The organism is Acinetobacter sp. BIGb0196 (assembly GCF_011759595.1).
GTDB lineage: Bacteria > Pseudomonadota > Gammaproteobacteria > Pseudomonadales > Moraxellaceae > Acinetobacter > Acinetobacter guillouiae.
In genome coordinates, this window is the sequence record NZ_JAAOZA010000001.1 from 2,596,690 (window position 1) to 2,618,959 (window position 22,270).

Annotated in this window: 20 protein-coding genes; 6 read left to right on the forward strand and 14 right to left on the reverse strand. The window is 36.5% G+C overall.

All coding sequences use genetic code 11. The features are described from left to right. Nucleotides 1–55: 55 nt before the first annotated feature. On the reverse strand, nt 56–430 hold the full coding sequence (locus tag FHR28_RS11935; protein ID WP_004721299.1) for a winged helix-turn-helix transcriptional regulator: 375 nt from the start codon (nt 428–430) through the stop codon (nt 56–58). Between the two features lie 126 nt (nt 431–556). Here FHR28_RS11935 and FHR28_RS11940 point away from each other — a divergent pair, with 126 nt between their 5' ends. Further along, complete coding sequence (locus tag FHR28_RS11940; RefSeq protein ID WP_166782656.1) at nt 557–1,408, forward strand: SDR family oxidoreductase; 852 nt, start codon at nt 557–559, stop codon at nt 1,406–1,408. Nucleotides 1,409–1,468: 60 nt separating this feature from the next. Here FHR28_RS11940 and FHR28_RS11945 read toward each other — a convergent pair whose 3' ends face one another. The 8 genes from FHR28_RS11945 to uvrB form a co-directional block, all read right to left on the reverse strand. Further along, the gene (locus FHR28_RS11945; RefSeq protein ID WP_056512609.1) at nt 1,469–2,149 is read right to left on the reverse strand and encodes a hypothetical protein; all 681 of its coding nucleotides are present in this window, start codon (nt 2,147–2,149) and stop codon (nt 1,469–1,471) included. A 12-nt stretch (nt 2,150–2,161) separates the two neighbouring features. Further along, entirely contained in the window at nt 2,162–2,896 is a 735-nt protein-coding gene (locus FHR28_RS11950) for a hypothetical protein (protein ID WP_056512445.1), read from the reverse strand. A 130-nt stretch (nt 2,897–3,026) separates the two neighbouring features. Then, a complete protein-coding gene (locus FHR28_RS11955; protein WP_166782657.1) occupies nt 3,027–3,488 on the reverse strand; it encodes a hypothetical protein in 462 nt (153 codons plus the stop codon). Nucleotides 3,489–3,636: 148 nt separating this feature from the next. Further along, a complete protein-coding gene (locus FHR28_RS11960) occupies nt 3,637–5,094 on the reverse strand; it encodes a glyceraldehyde-3-phosphate dehydrogenase (RefSeq protein ID WP_004721304.1) in 1,458 nt (485 codons plus the stop codon). A 353-nt stretch (nt 5,095–5,447) separates the two neighbouring features. Next, a complete protein-coding gene (locus FHR28_RS11965) occupies nt 5,448–7,148 on the reverse strand; it encodes a hypothetical protein (protein ID WP_105712944.1) in 1,701 nt (566 codons plus the stop codon). Nucleotides 7,149–7,260: 112 nt separating this feature from the next. After that, nucleotides 7,261–8,190, reverse strand: coding sequence for an EamA family transporter RarD (rarD, locus tag FHR28_RS11970; RefSeq protein WP_004721306.1), 930 nt, complete (start codon nt 8,188–8,190; stop codon nt 7,261–7,263). A 144-nt stretch (nt 8,191–8,334) separates the two neighbouring features. Further along, nucleotides 8,335–8,925 carry a lipocalin family protein gene (locus tag FHR28_RS11975; protein WP_105712946.1) on the reverse strand — a complete coding sequence of 197 codons (591 nt, stop codon included), beginning with the start codon at nt 8,923–8,925 and terminating at the stop codon, nt 8,335–8,337. 137 nt (nt 8,926–9,062) lie between these two features. Continuing rightward, a complete protein-coding gene (gene uvrB, locus FHR28_RS11980) occupies nt 9,063–11,084 on the reverse strand; it encodes an excinuclease ABC subunit UvrB (protein WP_004721309.1) in 2,022 nt (673 codons plus the stop codon). Between the two features lie 177 nt (nt 11,085–11,261). Between uvrB and FHR28_RS11985 the strand changes: the two genes are divergently transcribed. From FHR28_RS11985 to FHR28_RS11995, 3 genes are all read left to right on the forward strand, one after another. Further along, the gene (locus FHR28_RS11985; RefSeq protein WP_004721311.1) at nt 11,262–12,041 is read left to right on the forward strand and encodes a hypothetical protein; all 780 of its coding nucleotides are present in this window, start codon (nt 11,262–11,264) and stop codon (nt 12,039–12,041) included. A 374-nt stretch (nt 12,042–12,415) separates the two neighbouring features. After that, entirely contained in the window at nt 12,416–13,819 is a 1,404-nt protein-coding gene (locus FHR28_RS11990) for a sensor domain-containing diguanylate cyclase (RefSeq protein ID WP_228722061.1), read from the forward strand. Between the two features lie 187 nt (nt 13,820–14,006). Next, nucleotides 14,007–15,458, forward strand: coding sequence for a GGDEF domain-containing protein (locus FHR28_RS11995; RefSeq protein ID WP_105712947.1), 1,452 nt, complete (start codon nt 14,007–14,009; stop codon nt 15,456–15,458). A gap of 101 nt (nt 15,459–15,559) precedes the next feature. Here FHR28_RS11995 and FHR28_RS12000 read toward each other — a convergent pair whose 3' ends face one another. Then, complete coding sequence (locus tag FHR28_RS12000) at nt 15,560–15,739, reverse strand: hypothetical protein (RefSeq protein ID WP_004721316.1); 180 nt, start codon at nt 15,737–15,739, stop codon at nt 15,560–15,562. 221 nt (nt 15,740–15,960) lie between these two features. Here FHR28_RS12000 and FHR28_RS12005 point away from each other — a divergent pair, with 221 nt between their 5' ends. Then, complete coding sequence (locus FHR28_RS12005; RefSeq protein WP_004721317.1) at nt 15,961–17,196, forward strand: pyridoxal phosphate-dependent aminotransferase; 1,236 nt, start codon at nt 15,961–15,963, stop codon at nt 17,194–17,196. 138 nt (nt 17,197–17,334) lie between these two features. Here FHR28_RS12005 and FHR28_RS12010 read toward each other — a convergent pair whose 3' ends face one another. Together FHR28_RS12010 and FHR28_RS12015 are read right to left on the reverse strand one after the other, a co-directional pair. Further along, entirely contained in the window at nt 17,335–17,712 is a 378-nt protein-coding gene (locus FHR28_RS12010) for a hypothetical protein (protein ID WP_004721319.1), read from the reverse strand. 228 nt (nt 17,713–17,940) lie between these two features. Then, nucleotides 17,941–18,837: an AraC family transcriptional regulator gene (locus FHR28_RS12015; protein ID WP_166782658.1), complete on the reverse strand. Its 897-nt coding sequence runs from the start codon at nt 18,835–18,837 to the stop codon at nt 17,941–17,943. A 201-nt stretch (nt 18,838–19,038) separates the two neighbouring features. Between FHR28_RS12015 and FHR28_RS12020 the strand changes: the two genes are divergently transcribed. Continuing rightward, nucleotides 19,039–19,734, forward strand: coding sequence for an alpha/beta hydrolase (locus FHR28_RS12020; protein ID WP_166782659.1), 696 nt, complete (start codon nt 19,039–19,041; stop codon nt 19,732–19,734). Between the two features lie 133 nt (nt 19,735–19,867). Here FHR28_RS12020 and FHR28_RS12025 read toward each other — a convergent pair whose 3' ends face one another. Together FHR28_RS12025 and FHR28_RS12030 are read right to left on the reverse strand one after the other, a co-directional pair. Beyond that, on the reverse strand, nt 19,868–21,358 hold the full coding sequence (locus FHR28_RS12025; RefSeq protein ID WP_151957807.1) for a surface lipoprotein assembly modifier: 1,491 nt from the start codon (nt 21,356–21,358) through the stop codon (nt 19,868–19,870). Between the two features lie 67 nt (nt 21,359–21,425). Then, on the reverse strand, nt 21,426–22,187 hold the full coding sequence (locus FHR28_RS12030) for a Slam-dependent surface lipoprotein (protein ID WP_166782660.1): 762 nt from the start codon (nt 22,185–22,187) through the stop codon (nt 21,426–21,428). Nucleotides 22,188–22,270: the final 83 nt, after the last annotated feature.

Here is a 22,270-nt window from a genome sequence, read left to right on the forward strand (position 1 = left end):
CTCAATATACTCACTCAGCGATCAAGTTCTTGGTGAGTATAGAATCCACTGAGTTTTACTTTTGCAATCTTTGTTTATTCTCTAAGATATCGGGCAAACTGCGCTCGATCCAACCAATCAAATAGTTTAATTTTTCAGCCGCTTGTGCACCTAAAATCGTCAATTGATACTCTACTTTCGGTGGTACTTCAGGGTAAACCGTTCTCAATATAAAGCCATCTTGCTCAAGCACTTTTAATGTCTGTGCCAGCATTTTTTCGCTGATCCCCTCAATTCGATTGCGCAGTTCACTAAAACGTTGCACACCATCATTTAAACAACGTAAAACCAATACAGACCATTTGCTGGTTAAATGCTCCAATATTTCTCTAGATGGGCACTGACTGGATAAAACTTGACCAATTAAATCACTTGAAGCATAGATGCTCATAAATTCTCTCTACTCAGTAATTAGCTTACTTTTAGGTACGTACTTACATATAGTAAGTTTAATGATTATGATAATAACATCAAGTTTAAAAAACATCCAATTTAAATCATATTTAAAGGTGAATTTATGAAAATCGCAATTACAGGTGCAACGGGCCAACTTGGACAATTGGTGATCCAAGCCTTACTTCAACATACTGCCGCTGAAAATATTGTGGCGCTGGTTCGAAATATAGATAATGCGCAGTCGCTCAAACAACAAGGGATTGAACTTCGCCTATTTAACTATGATCAACCTGAAACATTAATACCTGCTTTACACAATGTAGATAAATTACTTTTAATTTCAGCCAATGAAATTGGTCGTCGTACCCCACAACATAAAGCAGTTATAGATGCCGCAGTCGCAGCCAAAGTTGAACACATTGCCTATACCAGCTTACTCAATGCAACAGATAACCCACTCGGTTTAGCGCAAGAACATCGTGAAACAGAAGAACTTATTCTGCAAAGTGGTTTGAAATATACGTTTTTACGCAACAACTGGTATAGCGAAAATTATCTTGGCAACGTTAAACATACGGCAGAAACCGGAACACTTTATGGCAGCGCTCAAAATGGAAAAATCAGTTCAGCTTCTCGTTTAGATTATGCTGAAGCTGCAGCCAAAGTGCTTGCTTCCTCAGGACATGAAAATAAAACCTATGAGCTTGCAGGTTCAAATCATTTTACCCTTGCAGATTTAGCCTCTTATATCGCTTTGGCATCAGGTAAAACTGTACAGTATCAAGATATCAGCCCAGAAGATTATACTCAGGCGCTTCTCACAGCAGGATTACCCCAAGCACTGGTAACGGTTATTGTTGATGCAGATGTACAGACTGTAAATGGTGCAATGTATAGTGAAAGTAAAGACTTGGAACATTTGATTGGTCGTAAAACAACGCATATTCAGGATCAGGTTAAAGCTTTATTTTAGGCATTTTTAAAGATAAGCATGGGTTTAATACAAAATTTAAGCCCATGCTCTACTGAGTAATTAAGGATGAATATTTTTGATAGGAAAATCGATATTCATCTCCAGATCTGCGAGGGACTGTCTTTCTGTGTTGTACATAGTTGCACGGAACACCGCAATTTTTTTCATCGTCATTGGATCATTAATATTCAGTATTGGCTTAAGTTTATGCTTAACATATAAATGAATCACTTCATCAAATTCTAAATAAACAGGCCCATCAAACATAATTTTGATCGGAACTTGATAACGTCGTTTTAACTTAAATGGCACCGAAAGTTTAATCGGAATATCCACTTTTAAAGGAAATTGAGGCAACAGTTTATTTTGATAAACCAAGTCCGTAGTTGTTTCTAATGGCATTAGCGTTTCAATCTGAATATCAGTCTCATAATCAAGCTCAACCTCAATCGGCGTTGTCACAACAAAACTTAAATTAGCCAAATATTTGCCTTTCAAAGGTAAAGCCAACTCACGGTCAATCGTCAACTCAGTATCTAAAGCGCCTTGTGCATGTGTTTGTAAATAATTCCCCACATGGATTTTTGTCGGTAAAGATTCCGACAATTGAATTTGTGCGCTTTGTGCAGAAACCTGCATTGAGGCATGAATATTCAAATATAACCAAACGCACAGTGCAATGAGCAATACGACGCTGATAAAAATGAACAACAAATTTCGTATAGATTTAAAGATCCACATTTCCATACCACCCTATTTTAAAACTTCGGACTGTGGTTGTTGTGGTTCTACTGGCGGATGATCGCGACGTGATAGCCTTAAACTATTGAGTGGAATTTTAAGTTGCCCTTTTTCAATTTTTACTGGCAATGTATTTTGAACATCTACTGTTGCTTGAAGTGCTGATTTAATTGGAACATTGAGGTGGCCTTGAATTGGAATATTGGTTTTTAATGTCGCATCAAGTGGCACATGTAAATTTTCTTTAAGTAAAACCTTTACAGGCGCATCAAACTTTAAATGAATATTTTGGTTGAGTGGCACTTGTAAATTAATCGGCACATCCATATGAATCGGGATGTTCCCTTTTAACGGTAAAGTAATATCTTTGCCTAAAACAGTGACTTTAACCTTGGTATCAATCGGCATATCCTGATTGATTTTGATCACTTCATTCACAGGAATTGTGGTTTGAATTGGGACTTCATTATCAAAATACACGTGTGGGGTTAAGGTTTGTGTAATCGGTAAATTTAGCTTTTCATGAATAGGAATTTCAGCTTTGACTTTTCCTTTAACATCCACATCTAATGCGTCATGAATTTGTACTTTGGCTTGTAAAGGCTCTTTTAAATCGATACGTACAGCTTGATTTTCAAGTGGAATATAAATATTAAAATGTTTAAATACCCAGATTGCAATCAATACACCACACACTGTAGCAATAAGAATAAAGGCAACTCCTGCCATAACTTGCTTCAACTGCAAAATCCTGTCCTTAATTTTTATCCTTAATTATTTTTCATTTTAAATACTTATGTGAATTAATATGCGTTTTTATGTATAAAAGTCGAAGGATTTTGTTTAATTAATAAACAATTGATATCTAACCTACGGATTATTTCGAAAAATCAGCTAACCAATAGCACTGCACAATTGCTGTATTATTTTTATACTCAACACTCACATCGCCTTTTTCATGATTTTGATTGAATTTTAGAGTTTTAAATCGCTGCTTTGCTGCTGTAGCACTCAGATCAAAATATAAATATTCATTGTATTGTTGCGCTGGATGACCAAAACTAAATTCTATTTTGCGAATAGGAATGCCAGCATAAGTGACATTTTTTAATTTATAAGTGGTTGAGTCATATACCTGTTTATCCACATATTTTACATCAACCGTATAGTGTTCAAGTGATGCAATCAGTTCTGTATCTTCATTATGAAAATCATATTGCTGCCGAATTGCACAGTTTTGTTCAAAACGATCTTTTAATAAAGGACGTAATTCTAAGGATTTTGCATGTGTAACAAAACAAGTAAATAACATCATGATGCATAAGATTTTTGTTTTCATTTTATTTTCTCTAATTTCTTAATCAAATGTTTTTAGTCAAATTGCTGAGACAAATGGTAATTTTCATTTGAATTTAACCATATATCATCAATTTTGAATATAAAAAAAGGAGCTTCATTTGAAGCTCCTTTTCGACGACTCTTACAAATTATGCATTTGTTTCAGCCGGTACTTTTGGATAGCTTACGCCACATACTTGTTCAGCAATACGCAATACTTGGCAGCTATAACCAACTTCGTTATCGTACCAAACGTAAGCTGTTAAACGGTTACCAGAAGTAATTGTTGCTTGTGCATCAAATACACCCGCTGTACGAGAACCAATAAAGTCAGACGATACAACTTCTGTAGAGTTGGTATAGCCAATTTGACCTTGAAGGTTAGAGTTGATCGAGATTTGACGAATATATTCGTTCACTTCTTCACGATCTACTTCTTTCTCAAGTGTTAAGTTAAGAATAGCAAGTGAAACGTTTGGTGTTGGAACACGTACTGAATTACCTGTTAATTTACCTTGTAACTGAGGTAATGCTTTCGCAACAGCTTTTGCAGCACCTGTTTCTGTAATGACCATATTCAGAGTTGCAGCACGACCACGGCGATCCGCTTTGTGGTAGTTATCAATCAAGTTCTGGTCATTTGTAAATGAGTGAACAGTTTCCACATGACCATTAATCACTTTGTATTTGTCTTCTAACACTTTTAAAACTGGTGTGATCGCGTTAGTTGTACAGCTTGCAGCAGAAATGATTTTGTCTGAATCAATGATGTCTGCTTGGTTAACACCAAACACGACATTCTTCATATCACCTTTACCAGGCGCTGTAAGCACAACACGACTTACGCCAGGGCATTTAAGGTGTTGAGATAAACCATCGATATCACGCCATTTACCCGTGTTATCAATCACTAAAGCATTGTCGATACCATAAGCTGTGTAATCAACTTCAGCAGGACTAGACGCATAGATCACTTTGATAAAGTTACCATTTGCAATGATTGCTTCATTTTGTTCATCAACAGAAATTGTTCCTGCAAATGGACCATGAATTGAGTCACGACGTAACAATGAAGCACGTTTTTCTAAATCACCATCAGATGATTTACGTACAACAATCGCTTTAAGGCTTAAACCACGACCAAGACCTGATTGGCTAATGATTAAACGCGCTAAAATACGGCCAATACGACCAAAACCATAAAGAACAACATCTTTAGGCTCAACTTGCGCAGGACGACCTTCTAAAGATTGAACAGCTTGAGCAACAAATGCATCAATATCGCCACCCTTTTCTTTATATTCAACTGCAAGTTTACCTAAATCAACTTCAGCAGAACCGATATTATCTAATTTCGCTAAAGCTTCTAAAATAGGGAAAGTATGTACAACAGAAAGCTCAACATCCATCATACGTGTACGACGGTGTGCTTTAAGAATTTGAATTACTGAACGGTTCACTAAAGAACGACCGTACACAGAAGTCACAATGTTTTTTTCACGGTATAATTGACCGATTAATGCAATCATACGTTCCGCGATTTCTTCACGGTTTTTCCAGCGACCTTGGTGCTCTGCATGTAGGGCGATGATAGTGTCTTTGCTCACAGATACGTCCTCTATTTATGTATATCTAGACATGGATTTTTAAACCCCATAATTGTAATGTAATTCTCATTTAGTTGAAATCAAATCGTGGTACATTTTTATAATATTTTGTCATACTGGGTATTTTATTTTAAATTATGCCTTGATCTCTAAACAATATTTCAGCCATTTCGGTTTTTTACATCTATGTAGAATTTTAGTATTGATATTGACTTTAGCAAAGTAAGAGGAAAATAAACCAGATAACAATAAAAACAAATCAGACAAAAGAAAAAATAAAGCTGATGTTGCATCGTTAAACATCCTATTATCGCGCTTAGTCTGGGCTCTCTACTCAGCCCCTAACACACGCTTTAATCATCATTAATCGACGCATTAAATTCTTCCAAATCAAAATCAGCTAAATTTTCAGGCAGCTTCATTAAATAAGGAAAGCGAATAATACCATTGTCCCCTGAAGGAAATGCGTAATGGCGCTCCAATTCACTCATTGAAGTCAGGCTTTCAAACTCAATAAATACACTATACTTTGCTAAACCTTTAGGGACAGTTAATACCTCTAAATAGGTTTGTTTTTTTATCAACATTGCAGCATGGTTTGCTTGAACAATATCTTTTTCAACTTTCCCACCTTTGATCATTTTTTTTAACAGCGAGCCTTCTACTTCATTTTGTTCATTCTTTAATTGTTTAACATAGCTGTCTAAAGCCCTATAATCTTTCACTTGCTCAGCGATAATTTCTTGAAGTTTTCTAATCGGTTGTTGTGAGCGTTCATGCATGACTTGCCACTCTCGCGGACTCATTGGAATAAAAATTTCATCTTTACGCTTTTCCAATAGCTTTAAATAAGCCAGCAGACGATATTCAAACAGTTGTACATGAGAATTAAAAAATAATGCGGGTTGTTCTTTAAAGTCACGATAATGCGATAAAATTTCAGAAAATATTCGATGCACACTCATAAACAAATATTCAAATTCTTCAATATGTGATAAATCGCTTTTAACCGCATTTCTTAAAGGCATCAATATATTGGCCGTGAGCAACTGTTCAATGGTTTTGATATGGTTTTGTGCAACCGTATCACTATTTTTCCCCACCATTCCAAGGGGTTCCATCAAAAATGGCAAGAGCTTGTTTTCTGTGAATTCTTCAAATTCTTGCACAATTTCAATCACATCTCTATGGACTTGATGCTGAATTGTGACCATTTTCTGAATCAAAAGATCCGTGCTATCTCGATATTCACTTTCACTCATTTGATCCGTATCGAGAACCAAACCCGTTACATAGACCTGATTTTTATATTCAATATTTTCTTCAAACAAAAAGCGTCGAATTGAATAAGGATTCTGTTCAAAATTTTCAATTGGTGCAATTAAATAGATAAATTCAGAGGTTTTAACAATCTCAAACTTACGAATCCGTTGTTCTCTTAAAATAAAATACTTAAAAAAAGGACGTTTCATTAATTCAGATGATTTGGTCAATAAGGGCTTAAACCAATAACCCAATAATTGTTGTTTAATAAACACTTCAATAATAAAACATTTAATTTGATCAGAAGTTAAGTTGCGGATACCTGCTGGCGCTTCAATATTTAATGTACGGATCAATTTCGCCACATCTTGTAAAAAAACACGACGAATCAGTAATTTTTCTCGCTGCAAATTTAGATGATCATCCACCGAAATCAAATCAATTTGATACAACGCATTTTCTAAATAGTCTGCAATCTGAATACTATCTGTAATATTTTTTAACCAATTGATTGAGTTGCTCAGTTTGGTTGCAATGGAACGCATTCGCTCATTTTCAAAGGTATATTTTAAATTTTCTAATGAATTTGTGATTTTAAATTCAAAGCTGTTATTGCCTTTGTTCCATTGAATTTCTTTCGGTCTTAAAATTTGACGCTCAATCTCTTCGCGTATTTCGATATTGGCTTCGTCAAAAACATCACACAAAACCTGTTCCCAGTTTAAATCGGTACTAGGCTCTAATTGCAATAAGGTTGCCCGTGTTTGATAGGGAATTATTGTTGTGTTCATAATATATTCAGCGTTTTTTTACTCAAAAACCAAATTAAAACATAGATTAATGAGATTAATTTAACACTTTTAAAAATTATAGCCCAACAATTATCAATTTATTTTTTCTTGATTAACCTATTCTTTCGTCTAATTTTTCGATATTCAAGGCTAAGTTTTTCCGTTTATTGTTTTGTTGATAGAGATGCCAGATCCCCTCCAATACCAAAACACCCACAGCACACCAAATTGGAATATAAGTAAACCATTCATCTGCTGAAATAGACTCACCCAGCGCCAACGATGCTAAGGCCAACAAGACAGGTTCTAAATAACTTAACAATCCAAACAAGACCATCGGTAGATGGCGACTCGCCAAAATATAGCTACCTAAACCAATCGCACTCAGTATCCCAAGTCCTGCAACCACAAATATTAAAACCGGTGCATCAGCAAATTGGCTATAAGCATCTAATCCTGTTTGAGTGAAATAAATTGCGATGGGAATACAAATTAAAATATCCCACCAAAAGCCACCTAAATTATCGGTTTTAATAGTTTTTCGAACCAGAAAATAAAGCGAATAGCCCAATGCAACACTGAGGGTTTCCCATGCAATAGTGCCCAAACGCCATAATTCGTGCCCTACTCCAAGCACCGCAAAAGCAACGGCAACCATCTGGAATTTAGATAATTTCTCTTTATAAAAAATGCTACCTGCAAGGACTAGAACCAAGGGTAAAAGAAAATACCCAAGCGATACTTGTAAGCCGCGTCCATTCATCGGCCCCCAAAGGAAAAGCCAAAGTTGGAAACAGGTCAAAATAGAAGTGATGATCAATAAAAGTAATAAAGCAGGTTGTTTGACCATTCGATGATAAATGGTTTTAACATGGACAAAATCACCGCTCAATAACATAAATAAGGTCAGGAACGGTAAAGTGGCGATAATCCGCCAACCAAAGGTTTGTTGACTATCTAGATCGCCCAGCAATTTGGTATAAAAGTATAAGACCCCAAATGTTACAGATGCCAATACAGACAATACGACGCCCTTAAACATCTGTCGCCTCACGGTGATTTTCAAATAAATTCTTAGGCATTATAAACATCTTCACCCAAAATTAATTTGAATATTCAATTATTTTTCCAAACTCAAGATTTGCAAATATCGAAATATTCAAAATATATCGGCTTAAATTTCTGATTATTCTTGCGCGTTCTGCTTGGTTCGAATCAGATCTTTTAAGTTAAAACCAACAGTCTGTGCATAACGAAGAAATTCAGTTACTTTTGCTTCATCTGGATGAGGATCTCTAGACAGTAACCACAAATATTTTCGCTTCGGTTCTCCCACCAAAGCCATTTGATAGTTTGAATCAATTTTTAACACCCAATAATCACCACGTCCCACCGGCATCCAACGAATCGCTTCTGGAATAAAACTTACTTTAAATTTTGAATTAAACGGCTCATTACTGATAAATGCTTCACCCAATGAACGTAATTCTTGTCCATTTTGATCTACGCATCGATTATCAACTGCGACATTGCCATATTCATTCACGGTATATCGTGCAGTCACATCAGACTTACAATCTTTTTGAAAATACATTGGCTTGCGGGCAATTTCATACCATAGCCCTAAATATTGACCCAATTCCAATTTTGGAATCGCAGCTAAAGTCGAATTTTCCGCATAGGCTTTTGGATAAAAAAAGCTCGAAAAAACCATCCCGAATACGATTATTAATTTTTTAAAGTCATAAGAATTGGGTAATATTTTAAATAATTGCACCTTATACCCTCAGCATTACTTTTTACTATTTATTATAAAATAATCAGAAATTTAAACTTAGACTGTAGCTTTATGTATCCTTGTTCGAGCTAAAGCTACAGCAAGCACAAAAGTGAAATCATCTCACAATGAGACAATTACTTTAACATTCTGGTTTTTAAACGCACAATTTCGTCACGTAATCGCGCAGCTTGTTCAAATTGCAGTTCTTTAGACGCTTTTAGCATTTCTTTTTCAAGCTTGCTAATGTGTTTCGTAAAGAGTTTTGGATCAGATAAAATGTGACGCTCATCCGCAGTTAAAGCCTGATGCTGGTCACTAATTCCTGCTTCAATTTGATCATCGCTGATCACTTCACCAGTATCAATTTCTTTAATTGCTTGACGTACAGCACTGCGTGGAATAATGCCATGCTCTTCATTAAATTGAATTTGTTTGGCTCGACGACGATCAGTTTCATCTATGGCTTTCTGCATCGAATCAGTTATACGGTCAGCATATAGAATCGCCTTACCTTTTAAATGACGAGCGGCACGACCGATGGTTTGGATTAACGACCGTTCAGAACGAAGAAAACCTTCTTTATCTGCATCAAGAATGGCAACCAACGATACTTCTGGCATATCCAGACCTTCACGCAACAAGTTAATCCCGACCAGAACATCATGTACTCCTGTCCGCAGTTCGTGAATAATTTTGACACGCTCAACGGTATCAATATCTGAATGTAAATAAGCCACCTTAACCCCATATTCTTTTAAATATGAAGTTAAGTCCTCTGCCATCCGCTTGGTTAAAGTGGTGACTAAAACACGTTCATCGAGTTCTTTACGGATATTAATTTCTGAAAGCACATCATCCACTTGAGTCAATACAGGACGTATTTCAATTTCTGGATCGACCAATCCTGTTGGACGTACCACCTGCTCTGCAACTTGTTCAGATTTTTCCAGTTCGTATTTCGCAGGTGTTGCACTGACATAAATAGTGGTTGGAACAATACGCTCCCATTCCTCAAATTTCATCGGACGGTTATCCAATGCACTAGGTAAACGGAAACCATAATTGACCAAGTTTTCTTTACGTGAACGGTCACCTTTATACATTGCCCCAATTTGTGGAACAGTCACATGCGATTCATCAATAATCAGTAACGCATCATCTGGGATATAGTCAAATAATGTCGGAGGTGCTTCACCCGCTGGACGACCAGATAAATGACGTGAGTAGTTTTCAATACCATTGGTATAGCCCAACTGTTGCATCATTTCTAAATCATAACGGGTCCGTTGTTCGATCCGTTGTGCTTCAAGGAGTTTTTCATGTTCTTTAAAGAACACTAAACGATCAGCCAATTCATCTCGAATCGTTCCAATTGCACGCTGCAAATTATCTTTTGGCGTTACATAATGACTTTTTGGGTAGATTGTTATACGTGGTGCTTTACGGACCATTTTCCCAGTAATTGGATCAAACCATCGAATTGAATCGACTTCATCATCAAACAACTCAACCCGAACCGCATGTTGGTCCGATTCAGCAGGGAAAATATCGATAATTTCGCCACGAATACGATAGGTACCGCGTAAAAATTCCAGCTCATTACGGGTATATTGCATTTCAACAAGTCTGCGAATAATGTCATCACGACTAATTCTATCCCCTTGTACAATATGCAATAACATACTCATATAAGCATTAGGATCACCTAAACCATAGATCGCGGATACTGAAGCGACAATAATGGCATCACGGCGTTCTAATAAAGCACGTGTAGCAGAGAGACGCATTTGGTCAATATGATCATTGATTGCTGAATCTTTTTCAATAAAAGTATCCGAAGATGGTACATAAGCTTCAGGTTGATAATAGTCATAATAACTAACGAAGTATTCAACTGCATTGTTTGGGAAAAATGCTTTAAATTCACCATATAATTGTGCAGCGAGAGTCTTGTTATGTGCCATGACAATAGTTGGACGTTGCGTTTGTGCAATCACATTTGCCATGGTATAGGTTTTCCCTGAACCCGTTACACCGAGTAGAAGTTGGTCGTGAAAACCTTTATTTATGCCTTCGACTAATTTTGCTATTGCCTGTGGTTGATCCCCAGCAGGTTGATAATTTGTAACAAGTTCAAAAGGTTGATGTTCACTCACAATAATTCACTCTTTAACCAATCGGGAAGAAGCCACAGTAGTTTAACAGAAACCAATTAAACCCATACATTGACACCTATTCTAGATGGGGCTTTTTACACAATATTCAACAAATACCTTGACCCTTTTTTATTTCAATAGCAACATGGAAACAAGCCAATTAAAAGATTGAAAAACATGACATATCACTATCATGATGAAAGCATAATCAAAACTTTGCCAGAAGATACTGTGTTTGTTTTTGGTAGTAATATGGCGGGTACTCATCAAGGCGGTGCGGCAAAAACAGCACATTTACATTTTGGCGCAACCAAAGGTGTTGGACGTGGCTGGGCAGGACAAAGTTTTGCTATACCGACCATGAATGAACATTTACAACAAATGCCACTTTCGCAAATTCAACACTATATTGATGATTTTAAAATTTATACAAAAAATCACCCGAAGATGAAATATTTTATTACGTCGGTGGGTTGTGGTGTTGCAGGCTATAAAGTCGAAGAAATCGCGCCGATGTTTAAAGGTATTTCACGCAATGTGATCTTCCCTGCTTCATTCCGTCCATTTGTAGAAAAAACCTTGCCTAAGCTCACGCAAAAATTACTGCATAGTTTTTTAACTGATGACGTCATATTTAGTTCAGATATAGAGCAAAAGATTCAAAGCTTAGATTTAACTGAAGCTGAAAAAAGCCTTGCTACGATTATTCTCAATACGCCAATGTATCCTAACGACAGTAATGGTCGAGATCGTATTTTTGAAATACAAGATATCCTGCACAATTTAAATGGAAAAATATTTGAATTTCAATCTAATTCAGAAGGTTCAATGATTTTTGGAGGGGCTATTTTAGCACTTTTAGAACTCTATAATTTAAATGAAACAGACTTTATTGCAGTATGGACTGGTCAGCGTACTATTGCTGCACCAAAAGCAGAACATCGGGCTAAAAAGTAAAATGCTTTGATTATTTTTAATTGAACAACTATTTATGTTAAGTTTTTACTTATGTTATATAGTTAAACAGGGGTTGTTAACAATTCGTCTATGTTTGCGACTACGTGTATTTTTTAGGCGATACTAGGCACGAAGTACGAAATTTAGTCATTCTAAATGAGTAGTTCGTAACGACGTAGCGGCAAAAAACACACAAGTCCCGAAGGGTTGTGGCTAAAATTATCTCAGCCTACGTTATGACACTCGAAAATAGTCTCGCTATTCTCTTCGTTTCATGCCTTGTCTGCTCAATTTTAGCCTACAACGCAAGCCATTTATGAAATGTCAACAGCCCCTAAATTAATAAATAATTTTTTGGAAAATATATGGAGCAAATGGATTTAACAATATTTGATTTGTCTCCAATTGCCATGTGGCTACAAGATTTTAGTGGTATAAAAAAAATATTTGATGAATGGACTGCGCAAGGTATTTCCGATATTAAGCAACATCTATTGGAAGATACTAGCCGTTTAAAACCTTGTTTGGCGGCGATCCGCACCATTCATATCAATAAAAGCACCCTGATTTTATATGAAGCTGATGATTTAGCGGAGATTTTAGAAAAATTTCCAGAAATGCATACAGAAAATACTGAACTATTACATATCCAATTTTTTTCAGCGCTTTGGAATAAAGAAACAGATTGCTCGATTCAAGTGGTCAACCTTAGCTGCAAAGGCAAAAAAATTGATATCCAACTTAGAGCCAATATTTTAAAGGATGCGAAACAAAGCTGGGATCGAGTTTTATTAACCACGGAAGATATCTCTCAGTGTCAAAATGCACGTCGGATTGCAGAATCCCTATTTTTGCATTCACCCACTGCCCTCTGGGTCAAAGACTACAGCAAAATAAAATCATTATTTAATCAATTAGTAGCGAATAATGTCACTGACTTAGATCAATATATTCAGCAAAATCCAGATTTTCTATTTCTTTGTTTTGAAAACATCCGATCCGTTGGTGTAAATCAAGCTTTACTGGACTTATTTAATGCCGACAATGAACAACATTTTTATCAGCATTTAAATCATATTTTTAGAGAAAATTATCAACAAAATTTTCATAAACAATTATTACATTTATGGAATGATCATCATCAACTTAAACGAGAATGTGAATACCAGTCAATCAATGGAGATTTGCTGCATGTACTCGAACAGTTTGTTATTTTTCCAGATTCAAAACATAACTGGGATACCGTGCAAATTGCCTTTACCGATTTAACGGAACGAAAAAAATTAGAAGATCATCTGCAACATGCCAGTAAACATGATCAATTAACGCAGTTATATAATCGAACATTTTTTATCGGTGAAATTCAACGCTTACAATCTCAAAAATTTAATTCACTTTCATGTATGTATTTAGACATCAATGGTTTAAAAAGAGTGAATGATTTACAGGGACATCATGTCGGCGACTTACTGATTCAACGTTTTGCACATCTGTTAAAAAAATCCACCATCAAAACACCTTATTCTGTTTCGCGTATTGGTGGTGATGAATTTGTGATTCTTATGCCTGAATCAAATCATCTGCATATAGAAACATTACTTAAGATCATTCAACAAGAATTAGAGATAGATCGACTGAACAATCCTCAACATCCAATTCATGTTGCGATTGGTTATGCGACAACAAGCCATTATAAAAATATTGATGATTTATTAAAAAAAGCAGATCAAATTATGTATCAAGATAAGCAAGCATATTATTTATTAAATACGGATTAATGTCTTTTAAGAATTAAAGAAATTAATTGAAATTAACCAACATCAATGTAAACCCAATAAAAGGATAACCAGCGATCATAAAATACAATAAGTAATAAATAACTTGGATTTTATTATTTTATATCGCTCTTTTTTAGGATATATTTCAAACATTCTAGATCACCGCTCAACACACGAGAATCTTATAATGGAATTTTCTGATTCTTCTATTTTTGATATATCACCTACCCCGATGTGGATAGAGGACTATAGCGAAGTAAGAGAACAATTTAATCAGTGGAAAGGCCAAGGAATCACAAATCTTCAAAGCTTTTTAGAAGAAAATCCAGATCAGATTACGGCTTGCGCACATAAAATTAAGATTCTACATGTCAATAAAAAAACCTTAGATTTATTTGAAGCCAGAAATCAGCAACACCTGTATCAGAACTTAAATATTATTTTTCAGAAAGAAATGCTGCACTCACATATCAAAGAGCTGGTTGCACTTTGGAATGGAGAAGCTGAGTTTTCAAATACCACAGTCAATTACACGATTTCAGGCAAAAAATTAGACATCAAATTACGCGGTATCATCATGCCGGGTTCAGAAGTCAGTTTAGACCGGGTTTTAATCACCACTGAAGATATTACGGACTATCAAAATGCGCGCCGTTTAGAAGAAAAAAATCGCCAACTGGCAGAATCTCGCTTTATTTACTCGCCTACCTCGTTGTGGGTTGAAGATTTTAGTCGTGTAAGACTCCGCATAGACCAACTCCGTGAAATTGGTATCGAAGATTTTCGCACCTTCTTAGATGTACATACCGACTTTGTAAACCAGTGTATCGAAGACATCATCTTATTGGATGTCAATCAAGCAACCCTTGATTTATTTAAAGCCAAAGACAAAGAAACCCTGTTTAAAAACTTAAACAAAGTATTTGCAAAAGAGATGTATCAGACTTTCCGTGAGCAACTGATTGAACTCTGGAATGGTAAAATTCATCATCAACGTGAAGCTGTAAATTATGCATTGGATGGTTCAGTACGAAATGTATTGCTTCAATTTACTGTTTTCCCAGGCTATGAACATGACTGGAGTCTAGTGCAAGTTGCATTGACTGATATTACTGCACGAAAAAAAGCAGAAACGTATTTGGAATATCTGGGGAAACATGATGTTCTGACTAAATTATTCAATCGTTCGTTCTATACAGAGGAAATTAATCGTTTAGAGCGTGGTGTACTGCGTCCGACTTCAGCCATTTTTATTGATATGAACGGTTTAAAAGCCATCAATGATCAGTTGGGTCATGATGTTGGTGATGAATTACTGCGACGAATGGGCAATATTCTGACTCGTACCATTGCCAATACAAGTTATACCGCTTCTCGTATTGGTGGAGATGAGTTTGTGATTCTTATGCCTGCGGCAAATGAACAGACCGTCGAATCGATGATTATGACCATTGAAGAATTACTCAATATCGACAATCAATATTATTCGTCACAGCCTATTAGTATTGCCATTGGTTATGCAACAACATCTGCAAATGAAAGTATAGACAATATGTTGAAACGTGCAGATTTATTGATGTATCAAAAGAAAAAAAATTATTATGAATATGTCACGGAAATGTTAAATGGTAGTGCTTAATATTCCACAAGGATAAATGCTATAGCGTTAAGTAAAAGATTCTTTTTAATTCTTTTTATAAAAATAGGTGCATCAAGCACCTATTTTTATATCTCAAACACTTAGCGTTTTCCCATCGAACGGCGTGTACCACGAGGTGGCATCCAAGTACGATCTGCATATTGCTCAGGTTTAGGACGGACGTTGTTGTGGGCAACATCATCATCATTTTCTAAAGATGATGGCATTGGAAATGGTAAATTCACCAATGGCTTCTTTTTGGGAGTATTTTGGGTGCTCATGTGATTCACTCAATTTTAACTGGCTATATTGTACGTAAATTTCAGCTTTGATGCGAGTGCTCTTAAACTTTCGCTTTTATTTGTATTCTCTTGATACATTAATTTCTGCTTTTGATGAATATTTATTGAATTTGCATAGATATTAGACGACCAAACATGAAAAATTAGGCTATGATAATGTGCTTTTTATTTTTTTAATCCCTATAAGAAGGAATAATGCCGTGGACGTACGTCTCTCTGATCGTGTAAATGCCATCAAACCGTCTCCAACGCTTGCTGTTACCAACAAAGCTGCTGAATTAAAAGCTGCGGGTAAAAATGTAATCGGATTGGGCGCTGGCGAACCAGATTTTGACACCCCACAACACATCAAAGATGCTGCTATTACAGCGATTAACAACGGTTTTACCAAATATACCGCTGTTGATGGTACACCAGGCCTTAAAAAAGCAATTATTGCGAAACTAAAACGTGATAACAATCTTGACTATGCTGCAAATCAGATTTTAGTGTCTTGTGGTGGTAAACAGTCTTTCTTTAACTTAGCACTTGCTTTGTTAAACAAAGGTGATGAAGTCATTATTCCAGCACCATATTGGGTAAGCTATCCAGATATGGTGATCATTGCTGAAGGTGTTCCTGTCATCGTGAAATGTGGTGAAGAACAACGTTTCAAGATTACACCTGCTCAACTAGAAGCTGCGATTACAGACAAAACACGTTTGGTGGTTTTAAATAGTCCTTCTAACCCAACAGGCATGATCTACAGCAAAGCTGAGCTTGAAGCTTTAGCAGAAGTGCTCCGTAAATATCCTCAAGTTTATGTTGCTTCTGATGATATGTATGAGCCGATCCGTTGGGATGATGAGTTCTACAATATTGCTACTGTAGCTCCTGATCTTTATGAGCGTGTTATCGTGCTTAACGGTGTATCTAAAGCATATGCAATGACTGGATGGCGTATCGGCTATGCAGCAGGACCTGCAAAATTGATTGGCGCAATGAAAAAAATCCAATCACAATCAACTTCAAACCCAACTTCGATTTCACAAGTTGCTGCTGAAGCTGCATTGAATGGTCCTCAAGATGTACTCCAACCGATGATTGAAGCGTTCAAACGTCGTCATGATTTAGTTGTGAATGGCTTGAATGAAATTCAAGGGATTAGCTGCTTACCTGCTGATGGTGCATTCTATGCTTATGCCAACATTCGTCCTTTGATTCGTGCAAAAGGCTTAAAATCTTGCACAGAATTCTCAGAATGGTTATTGGAAGAAACTGGTGTTGCTGTTGTTCCTGGTGATGCTTTTGGTTTAGGCGGCTATATGCGTATTTCTTATGCGACTGCTGATGAAGTACTTGTTGATGCGCTTGCTCGTATTAAAAAAGCTGCAGATTCTATTGACGGTGTTGATGCAGCAATTGCTTCAATCGCAGCTGAAAAAGCAGCACAATAAGACGAGATTGGTTTAAATGAAAAATGGGTGTATTGATTACACCCATTTTTTTATCTTTGTTTATATTTTTAGATTTGTTGATATTGCTTATCAACACGTCACGATGTTTTATCAATAAGCTTCTATATTTTTTGTAAATTAATCTTTGAGTAGCAAGCCCGTGGTATTGTCTCCATCATTTCCAGTACCGTAATGATCTATACGTACAGTATCAACTTGCACAGTAGATGTGTTTGCCGCATAGTACTTTTCATGATCGACTAATAATAACCCTGTGGTATTGTCTCCATCATTGCCTGTGCCATAATGTTCAATTCTCGGCTCCTTATTTTGATCAAGCTTTGAATAAGGCACAAGTTTTATTGGCTCTTTCAATAAAAGACCTGACGTGTTATCTCCATCGCTACCTGTACCAAAGTGATCAATGCGTATTTCTTGCGTATTTTGATGTGATGCAAAACTTAAACTTGAAACACTACAAAGACCAATAACAGTTAATCTGATTAAAGTTTTCATGTCATTCTTCCCATTGAGATATCATTTCATTCTAGAGGTCGAAACTATACAATTCACGGTCATGGGAATTACATTTATGACATTAACCAATCTAAGCACATCTTCAAAAAAATCTAAAACCTAGCCTAAATCTTCAAGTTTTATTGCTGTTCCAGATCAGTTTGACTAAATACGATTCAGTGTTAAAGCGCGTTTTAGAGCATAAAAACTAAAGTTGATCATTTGTATTTATAGATCACTTTGTATCAATGATGCTCTAAATACTTTCGGTGCACATCCATATGTTTGTGTGAAAGCACGAGTGAATGCTGCTTGTGAGCTATATCCTACTAATTCAGCAATTTGAAAGATATTTTTGTCAGTCTCTTTTAGAAACTGACTTGCTAGTCTCATCCGCCAATTTTTTAAATATTGAATTGGAGAAACACCCACTTGTTCAACAAATTTTTTAGCAAAACTTGAACGAGATTGATGGGTAGATTGAGCCAAATTTTCCACATCCCATGCATAAGCAGGACGATCATGCATCAAAGATAATGCTTTACTAATCGCAGGATCACGTAAAGCGACAATCCAGCTTTTATGTTCGATGGTTGCCTTTGCCAACCAAAACCGTATTGACCACACCAATAGAAGATCGATGATTCGTGAAAGCATCACTTGACTACCAAGGCTAGGATGCTCAAGCTCAAGCTTTATCGCAGCAACAGTCATTGGCACCCATTCTGCAATTTTACCATTATCATTATGCGATGGGACATGGATATAGCGAGGCAATCCCTCTATTATGGCTTCACCATAAATTCCACTGAGTTTAAAAATACAGCTAATCACAGCAGCTGCTTGGCTTTCAGCATCCAACAATTCAATCGTGTGTTCTCCAGCTGAAGGTAGAACAATAATGTCCCCTGCTTTTAAAACCAGATCTAGATTAGAGTTTGCTACTTTAAGTCTGCATGTCGCCTGCTGAACGATATGGATATATGCATAATCCTGTTTAAAGCTTAACTGTTGTTGATCTGTAAATCGCGCGAAGTCATAGATCTCACCTGATATTTTTGCAAATTGATAAATATCAAAGAATATATCCGTTAAAGCACTTTTTTCAGCATATTCATCTCTCATTCTTTGTCACAATTCCTAAAAAGTGTTTCTGCAAAAACATTGGTGTTTCTGTTATTGTTAAAGTGAATTTAAACATGAATAATCGTTTATAGAAGCTTTTTTGAGTATAAAAATTACATTCAGTATCTATCCAATCTTTATACAAAAAGTCTTCAATCATTTAGCTCAACAAATACAATAGCATTTAGCTAGGAGACACACATGAGTAATAAACCGACAATTATATTCGTACACGGATTTTGGGGAGGCGCTGCTCATTGGAGTAAAGTGGTAACTGAGCTGTCTCACCGAGGTTATGAATCATTACGTGCAGTAGAACTCCCGCTTAGCTCACTGGCTGAAGATGTTGAACGAACAAGAAAAATGATTGCGCAAGTTCAAGGAGATGTGCTTCTGGTTGGTCACTCATATGGTGGCGCTGTAATTACTGAAGTTGGCAATCAAGCGAATGTGGTAGGTCTGGTTTATATTGCTGCTTTTGCACCTGACTCAAACGAAAGCCCTGGTGGCATTACTCAACAACATTTACCTGAGGCTGCACCAAACTTAGAACCAGACAGTGATGGTTATCTCTGGCTTAAAGCAGATAAATTCCATGAAAGTTTCTGTCAGGATTTAACCAAAGATGAAGGGTTTGCAATGGGTGTCACCCAAAAAGCGCCAGTAGCAAGCACTTTTGCCGATACGATTTCCACGCCAGCATGGAAAACGAAACCATCTTGGTATCAAATCTCGACTCAAGATCGAATGATCCACCCTGAAAATCAAAAAGTCATGTCTGCACGCTTAAATGCAAAAAAAGTGATTTCGCTAGATGCAAGTCATGCTTCTTTGGCATCACATCCAAAAGAAATTTCAGACTTGATTGAGGAAGCTGTCAGCTTTCTTGCTCAATAAATGATGAATGAATAGAGGAAATCAACAGATTTCCTCTATATCTTAGACCCATTTAAAACTAAGATTTATCGAAATTCAATTTGGCTATATAAATGCCTAAATTAGAATTCAGTAATAAAACCTCTACAACACTTTAAAACCGATGCTCCAGCTTTAAACTAACATTATGTTTATCATAAGAATATAGCCACTCTACATTGCTGTTATTTTGATTATATTGATAAGTGAGATTAGGTGTTAAACCATAAAAAGCCCAACGAGGTGCACTTAAAATCAAAGTATAATTTTGTTCAAAATCATGTCGTCTAGCCTCCAATACCGGAGTAAATTTATCAAATTGACGCCAACGGAAAGAACTAAACAAATTTGCGTTAAAACCTGAGTCAAAGTTTTTGGAAAGGCCTAAACGTATGCCCTGTTGCTGATAAGCCGTAAAATATTGTTCTTGGGTATTATGGTCGACAAAATCCAGTCCGCCAAATAGCGTCCAGTTTCTCGGTAAAATTTTCCAAAAGGTTGAATAGACTGAATATTCCACGCCATCTTGGCCTTTATACTGGGAATAATTTATATCTTTGATTTCGGCTTCTAACTTGACAGCTTTGTCGTTAGAGATAAAACGCATCCACTCACCCCTTAGCCCATAGGCACTATACAGCGGGTCGTGGGCATAGTATTTATGTTCAAATACGGGGGCAATCAAGACTTGATTACGTTCGTTGTAATAACTATAACCCGCATTTAAGTTAAAAGTTAATTCATTATAATCTGTCTGCTCTGGATAAACTTGACCATAGAATAATCCACGCAATGCAATACCATGTTGTCCAGAAAGCGACCATCGTTTAGTTAAGGTCGCTTCATAGTCCAAACCTTGTGCACTGATCGCATCAGGTGTGCCACGCTTTAATTGTTCAACAGGCACTACTTCCTTGGTCACTGGATCAATACCGTAGTAAGTAATAATGTCGTATTTATCGGAAGCATTATTGATATTGCTAGCATAACGTGAACCAAAAGCCAATGAACCATGCCATTCATCTCGTTGTTTAAGCCCTTTGAGATACATCTCTACGGTTTGACGAATACCTTGGGCAGCGGGATCTGTAGACAGGGCTAGTTGAGATTGAATCTGCTGAAATAACTGTTGACCTTGCTGATTTTTTTGTTGTTCAGTATAGACACGAGCCAGTTCAAGTTGAGTCATTAAATTATTCGATTGAATCTCTAGACTGTGTTTTAGTTTACTCTCAGCTAAACTTAAATTCCCCTGTGTTCGTGCCATGACGCCCTCAGCGAACTCAGTCAAAGCCTGATCATAATTTGGAAATTTTTTATATTTTTCAAGATAGCTTAAAGCCACTTGCCATTGTTTTTGCATCACTGCCAAGTAAAGTGCATATGCGACTTCTGCGGGTTCATCCTTAACCACATATTCTTGACCTTGTATGATCAGATTCGGTAATGCTTGTGTGTTTTTAGGGTCTTCTGATTTGAGTAGTTTCTTATCATTTTGATATTGCTGTTGGCTAATTTCCTGATTTAACCTGATACTGGTATCATCCGCTGCATAAACACATTGTCCACACTGCAATACGGCACCAAGCAATACTATTTTTTTCATCTATAAACTCACCAGATAGAATAAAAAAAGAAAGACTTACCGAAGTAAGCCTTTCTCATTTAAATCATTATTTTTTTCCACCAAAAGCAACGTCATGCACATTATTGTTAAATGTTGCAATTCCAGCTAAGCTGCTTTGGCTATTATAGAATTGACCTGAAACTGTCCCTGCACCAGCTGACGGATTAGTCGTCCAAGATGCATTTGAACCACTAATCGTTGCGTCGTTATTAATTGTTGCAGTACCCAAATTAAAGGTACGTGAACTATCGCTCAATGAACCCGTTAACTGTTTGGTTGCAAAGTTAGCGGTAAAAGTACCTGACAATAAATTAGAGCCATTATAATTATTGACACCTTGAACACTATAATTTGCAGTACCTGTAGACGGTACGCTGGTATCCGCATCTTTACCATTGTAATAAACAGTGTGTGTTGCTGGATCAACCGCACCTAAACGCTTACCGCTGGCATCTTTGGCTTCGGCATTCCACTCACCAAACCAAACGTCTTGTGTAGGCACTTGTTTATAGTTGGCATAACCAATCCCAGCATGAGACGCTGGAAGCCCAGGTAAGTACGGGCTTAGACGTACCACACCATTGCCATCTGCATAGCCGTTAAAACCTGAGAATGCAACAATTGCACCGTTATAAAGAATGTTAACACCAAAACCAACACCTGAGTTTGGATGAGTCGGTCCAAGTGAACCTGTAGAACCAACTACAATATTACCAATATCACTTGATTCACCTACAACAGCTGCTTGTGCAACACCCACTAAACCAACAGATAGTAAAATAGCCAATGAGATAGATTGAAGTTTCATTTTAAGTTCCTCGATATGAGTTTTAAAGTTTTATCATTAAGAATAAAAATAAAAGTATTAATGATTATCATTAAAAATAAAAC

What these genes read in the sequence shown, in the direction of transcription:
- FHR28_RS11935 (WP_004721299.1), bottom strand. Translation starts at nt 430, where the DNA reads ATGAGCATCTATGCTTCAAGTGATTTAATTGGTCAAGTTTTATCCAGT.
- FHR28_RS11940 (WP_166782656.1), top strand. Translation starts at nt 557, where the DNA reads ATGAAAATCGCAATTACAGGTGCAACGGGCCAACTTGGACAATTGGTG.
- FHR28_RS11945 (WP_056512609.1), bottom strand. Translation starts at nt 2,149, where the DNA reads ATGTGGATCTTTAAATCTATACGAAATTTGTTGTTCATTTTTATCAGC.
- FHR28_RS11955 (WP_166782657.1), bottom strand. Translation starts at nt 3,488, where the DNA reads ATGAAAACAAAAATCTTATGCATCATGATGTTATTTACTTGTTTTGTT.
- FHR28_RS11965 (WP_105712944.1), bottom strand. Translation starts at nt 7,148, where the DNA reads ATGAACACAACAATAATTCCCTATCAAACACGGGCAACCTTATTGCAA.
- rarD (WP_004721306.1), bottom strand. Translation starts at nt 8,190, where the DNA reads ATGTTTAAGGGCGTCGTATTGTCTGTATTGGCATCTGTAACATTTGGG.
- FHR28_RS11985 (WP_004721311.1), top strand. Translation starts at nt 11,262, where the DNA reads ATGACATATCACTATCATGATGAAAGCATAATCAAAACTTTGCCAGAA.
- FHR28_RS11990 (WP_228722061.1), top strand. Translation starts at nt 12,416, where the DNA reads ATGGATTTAACAATATTTGATTTGTCTCCAATTGCCATGTGGCTACAA.
- FHR28_RS11995 (WP_105712947.1), top strand. Translation starts at nt 14,007, where the DNA reads ATGGAATTTTCTGATTCTTCTATTTTTGATATATCACCTACCCCGATG.
- FHR28_RS12000 (WP_004721316.1), bottom strand. Translation starts at nt 15,739, where the DNA reads ATGAGCACCCAAAATACTCCCAAAAAGAAGCCATTGGTGAATTTACCA.
- FHR28_RS12010 (WP_004721319.1), bottom strand. Translation starts at nt 17,712, where the DNA reads ATGAAAACTTTAATCAGATTAACTGTTATTGGTCTTTGTAGTGTTTCA.
- FHR28_RS12015 (WP_166782658.1), bottom strand. Translation starts at nt 18,837, where the DNA reads ATGAGAGATGAATATGCTGAAAAAAGTGCTTTAACGGATATATTCTTT.
- FHR28_RS12020 (WP_166782659.1), top strand. Translation starts at nt 19,039, where the DNA reads ATGAGTAATAAACCGACAATTATATTCGTACACGGATTTTGGGGAGGC.
- FHR28_RS12025 (WP_151957807.1), bottom strand. Translation starts at nt 21,358, where the DNA reads ATGAAAAAAATAGTATTGCTTGGTGCCGTATTGCAGTGTGGACAATGT.
- FHR28_RS12030 (WP_166782660.1), bottom strand. Translation starts at nt 22,187, where the DNA reads ATGAAACTTCAATCTATCTCATTGGCTATTTTACTATCTGTTGGTTTA.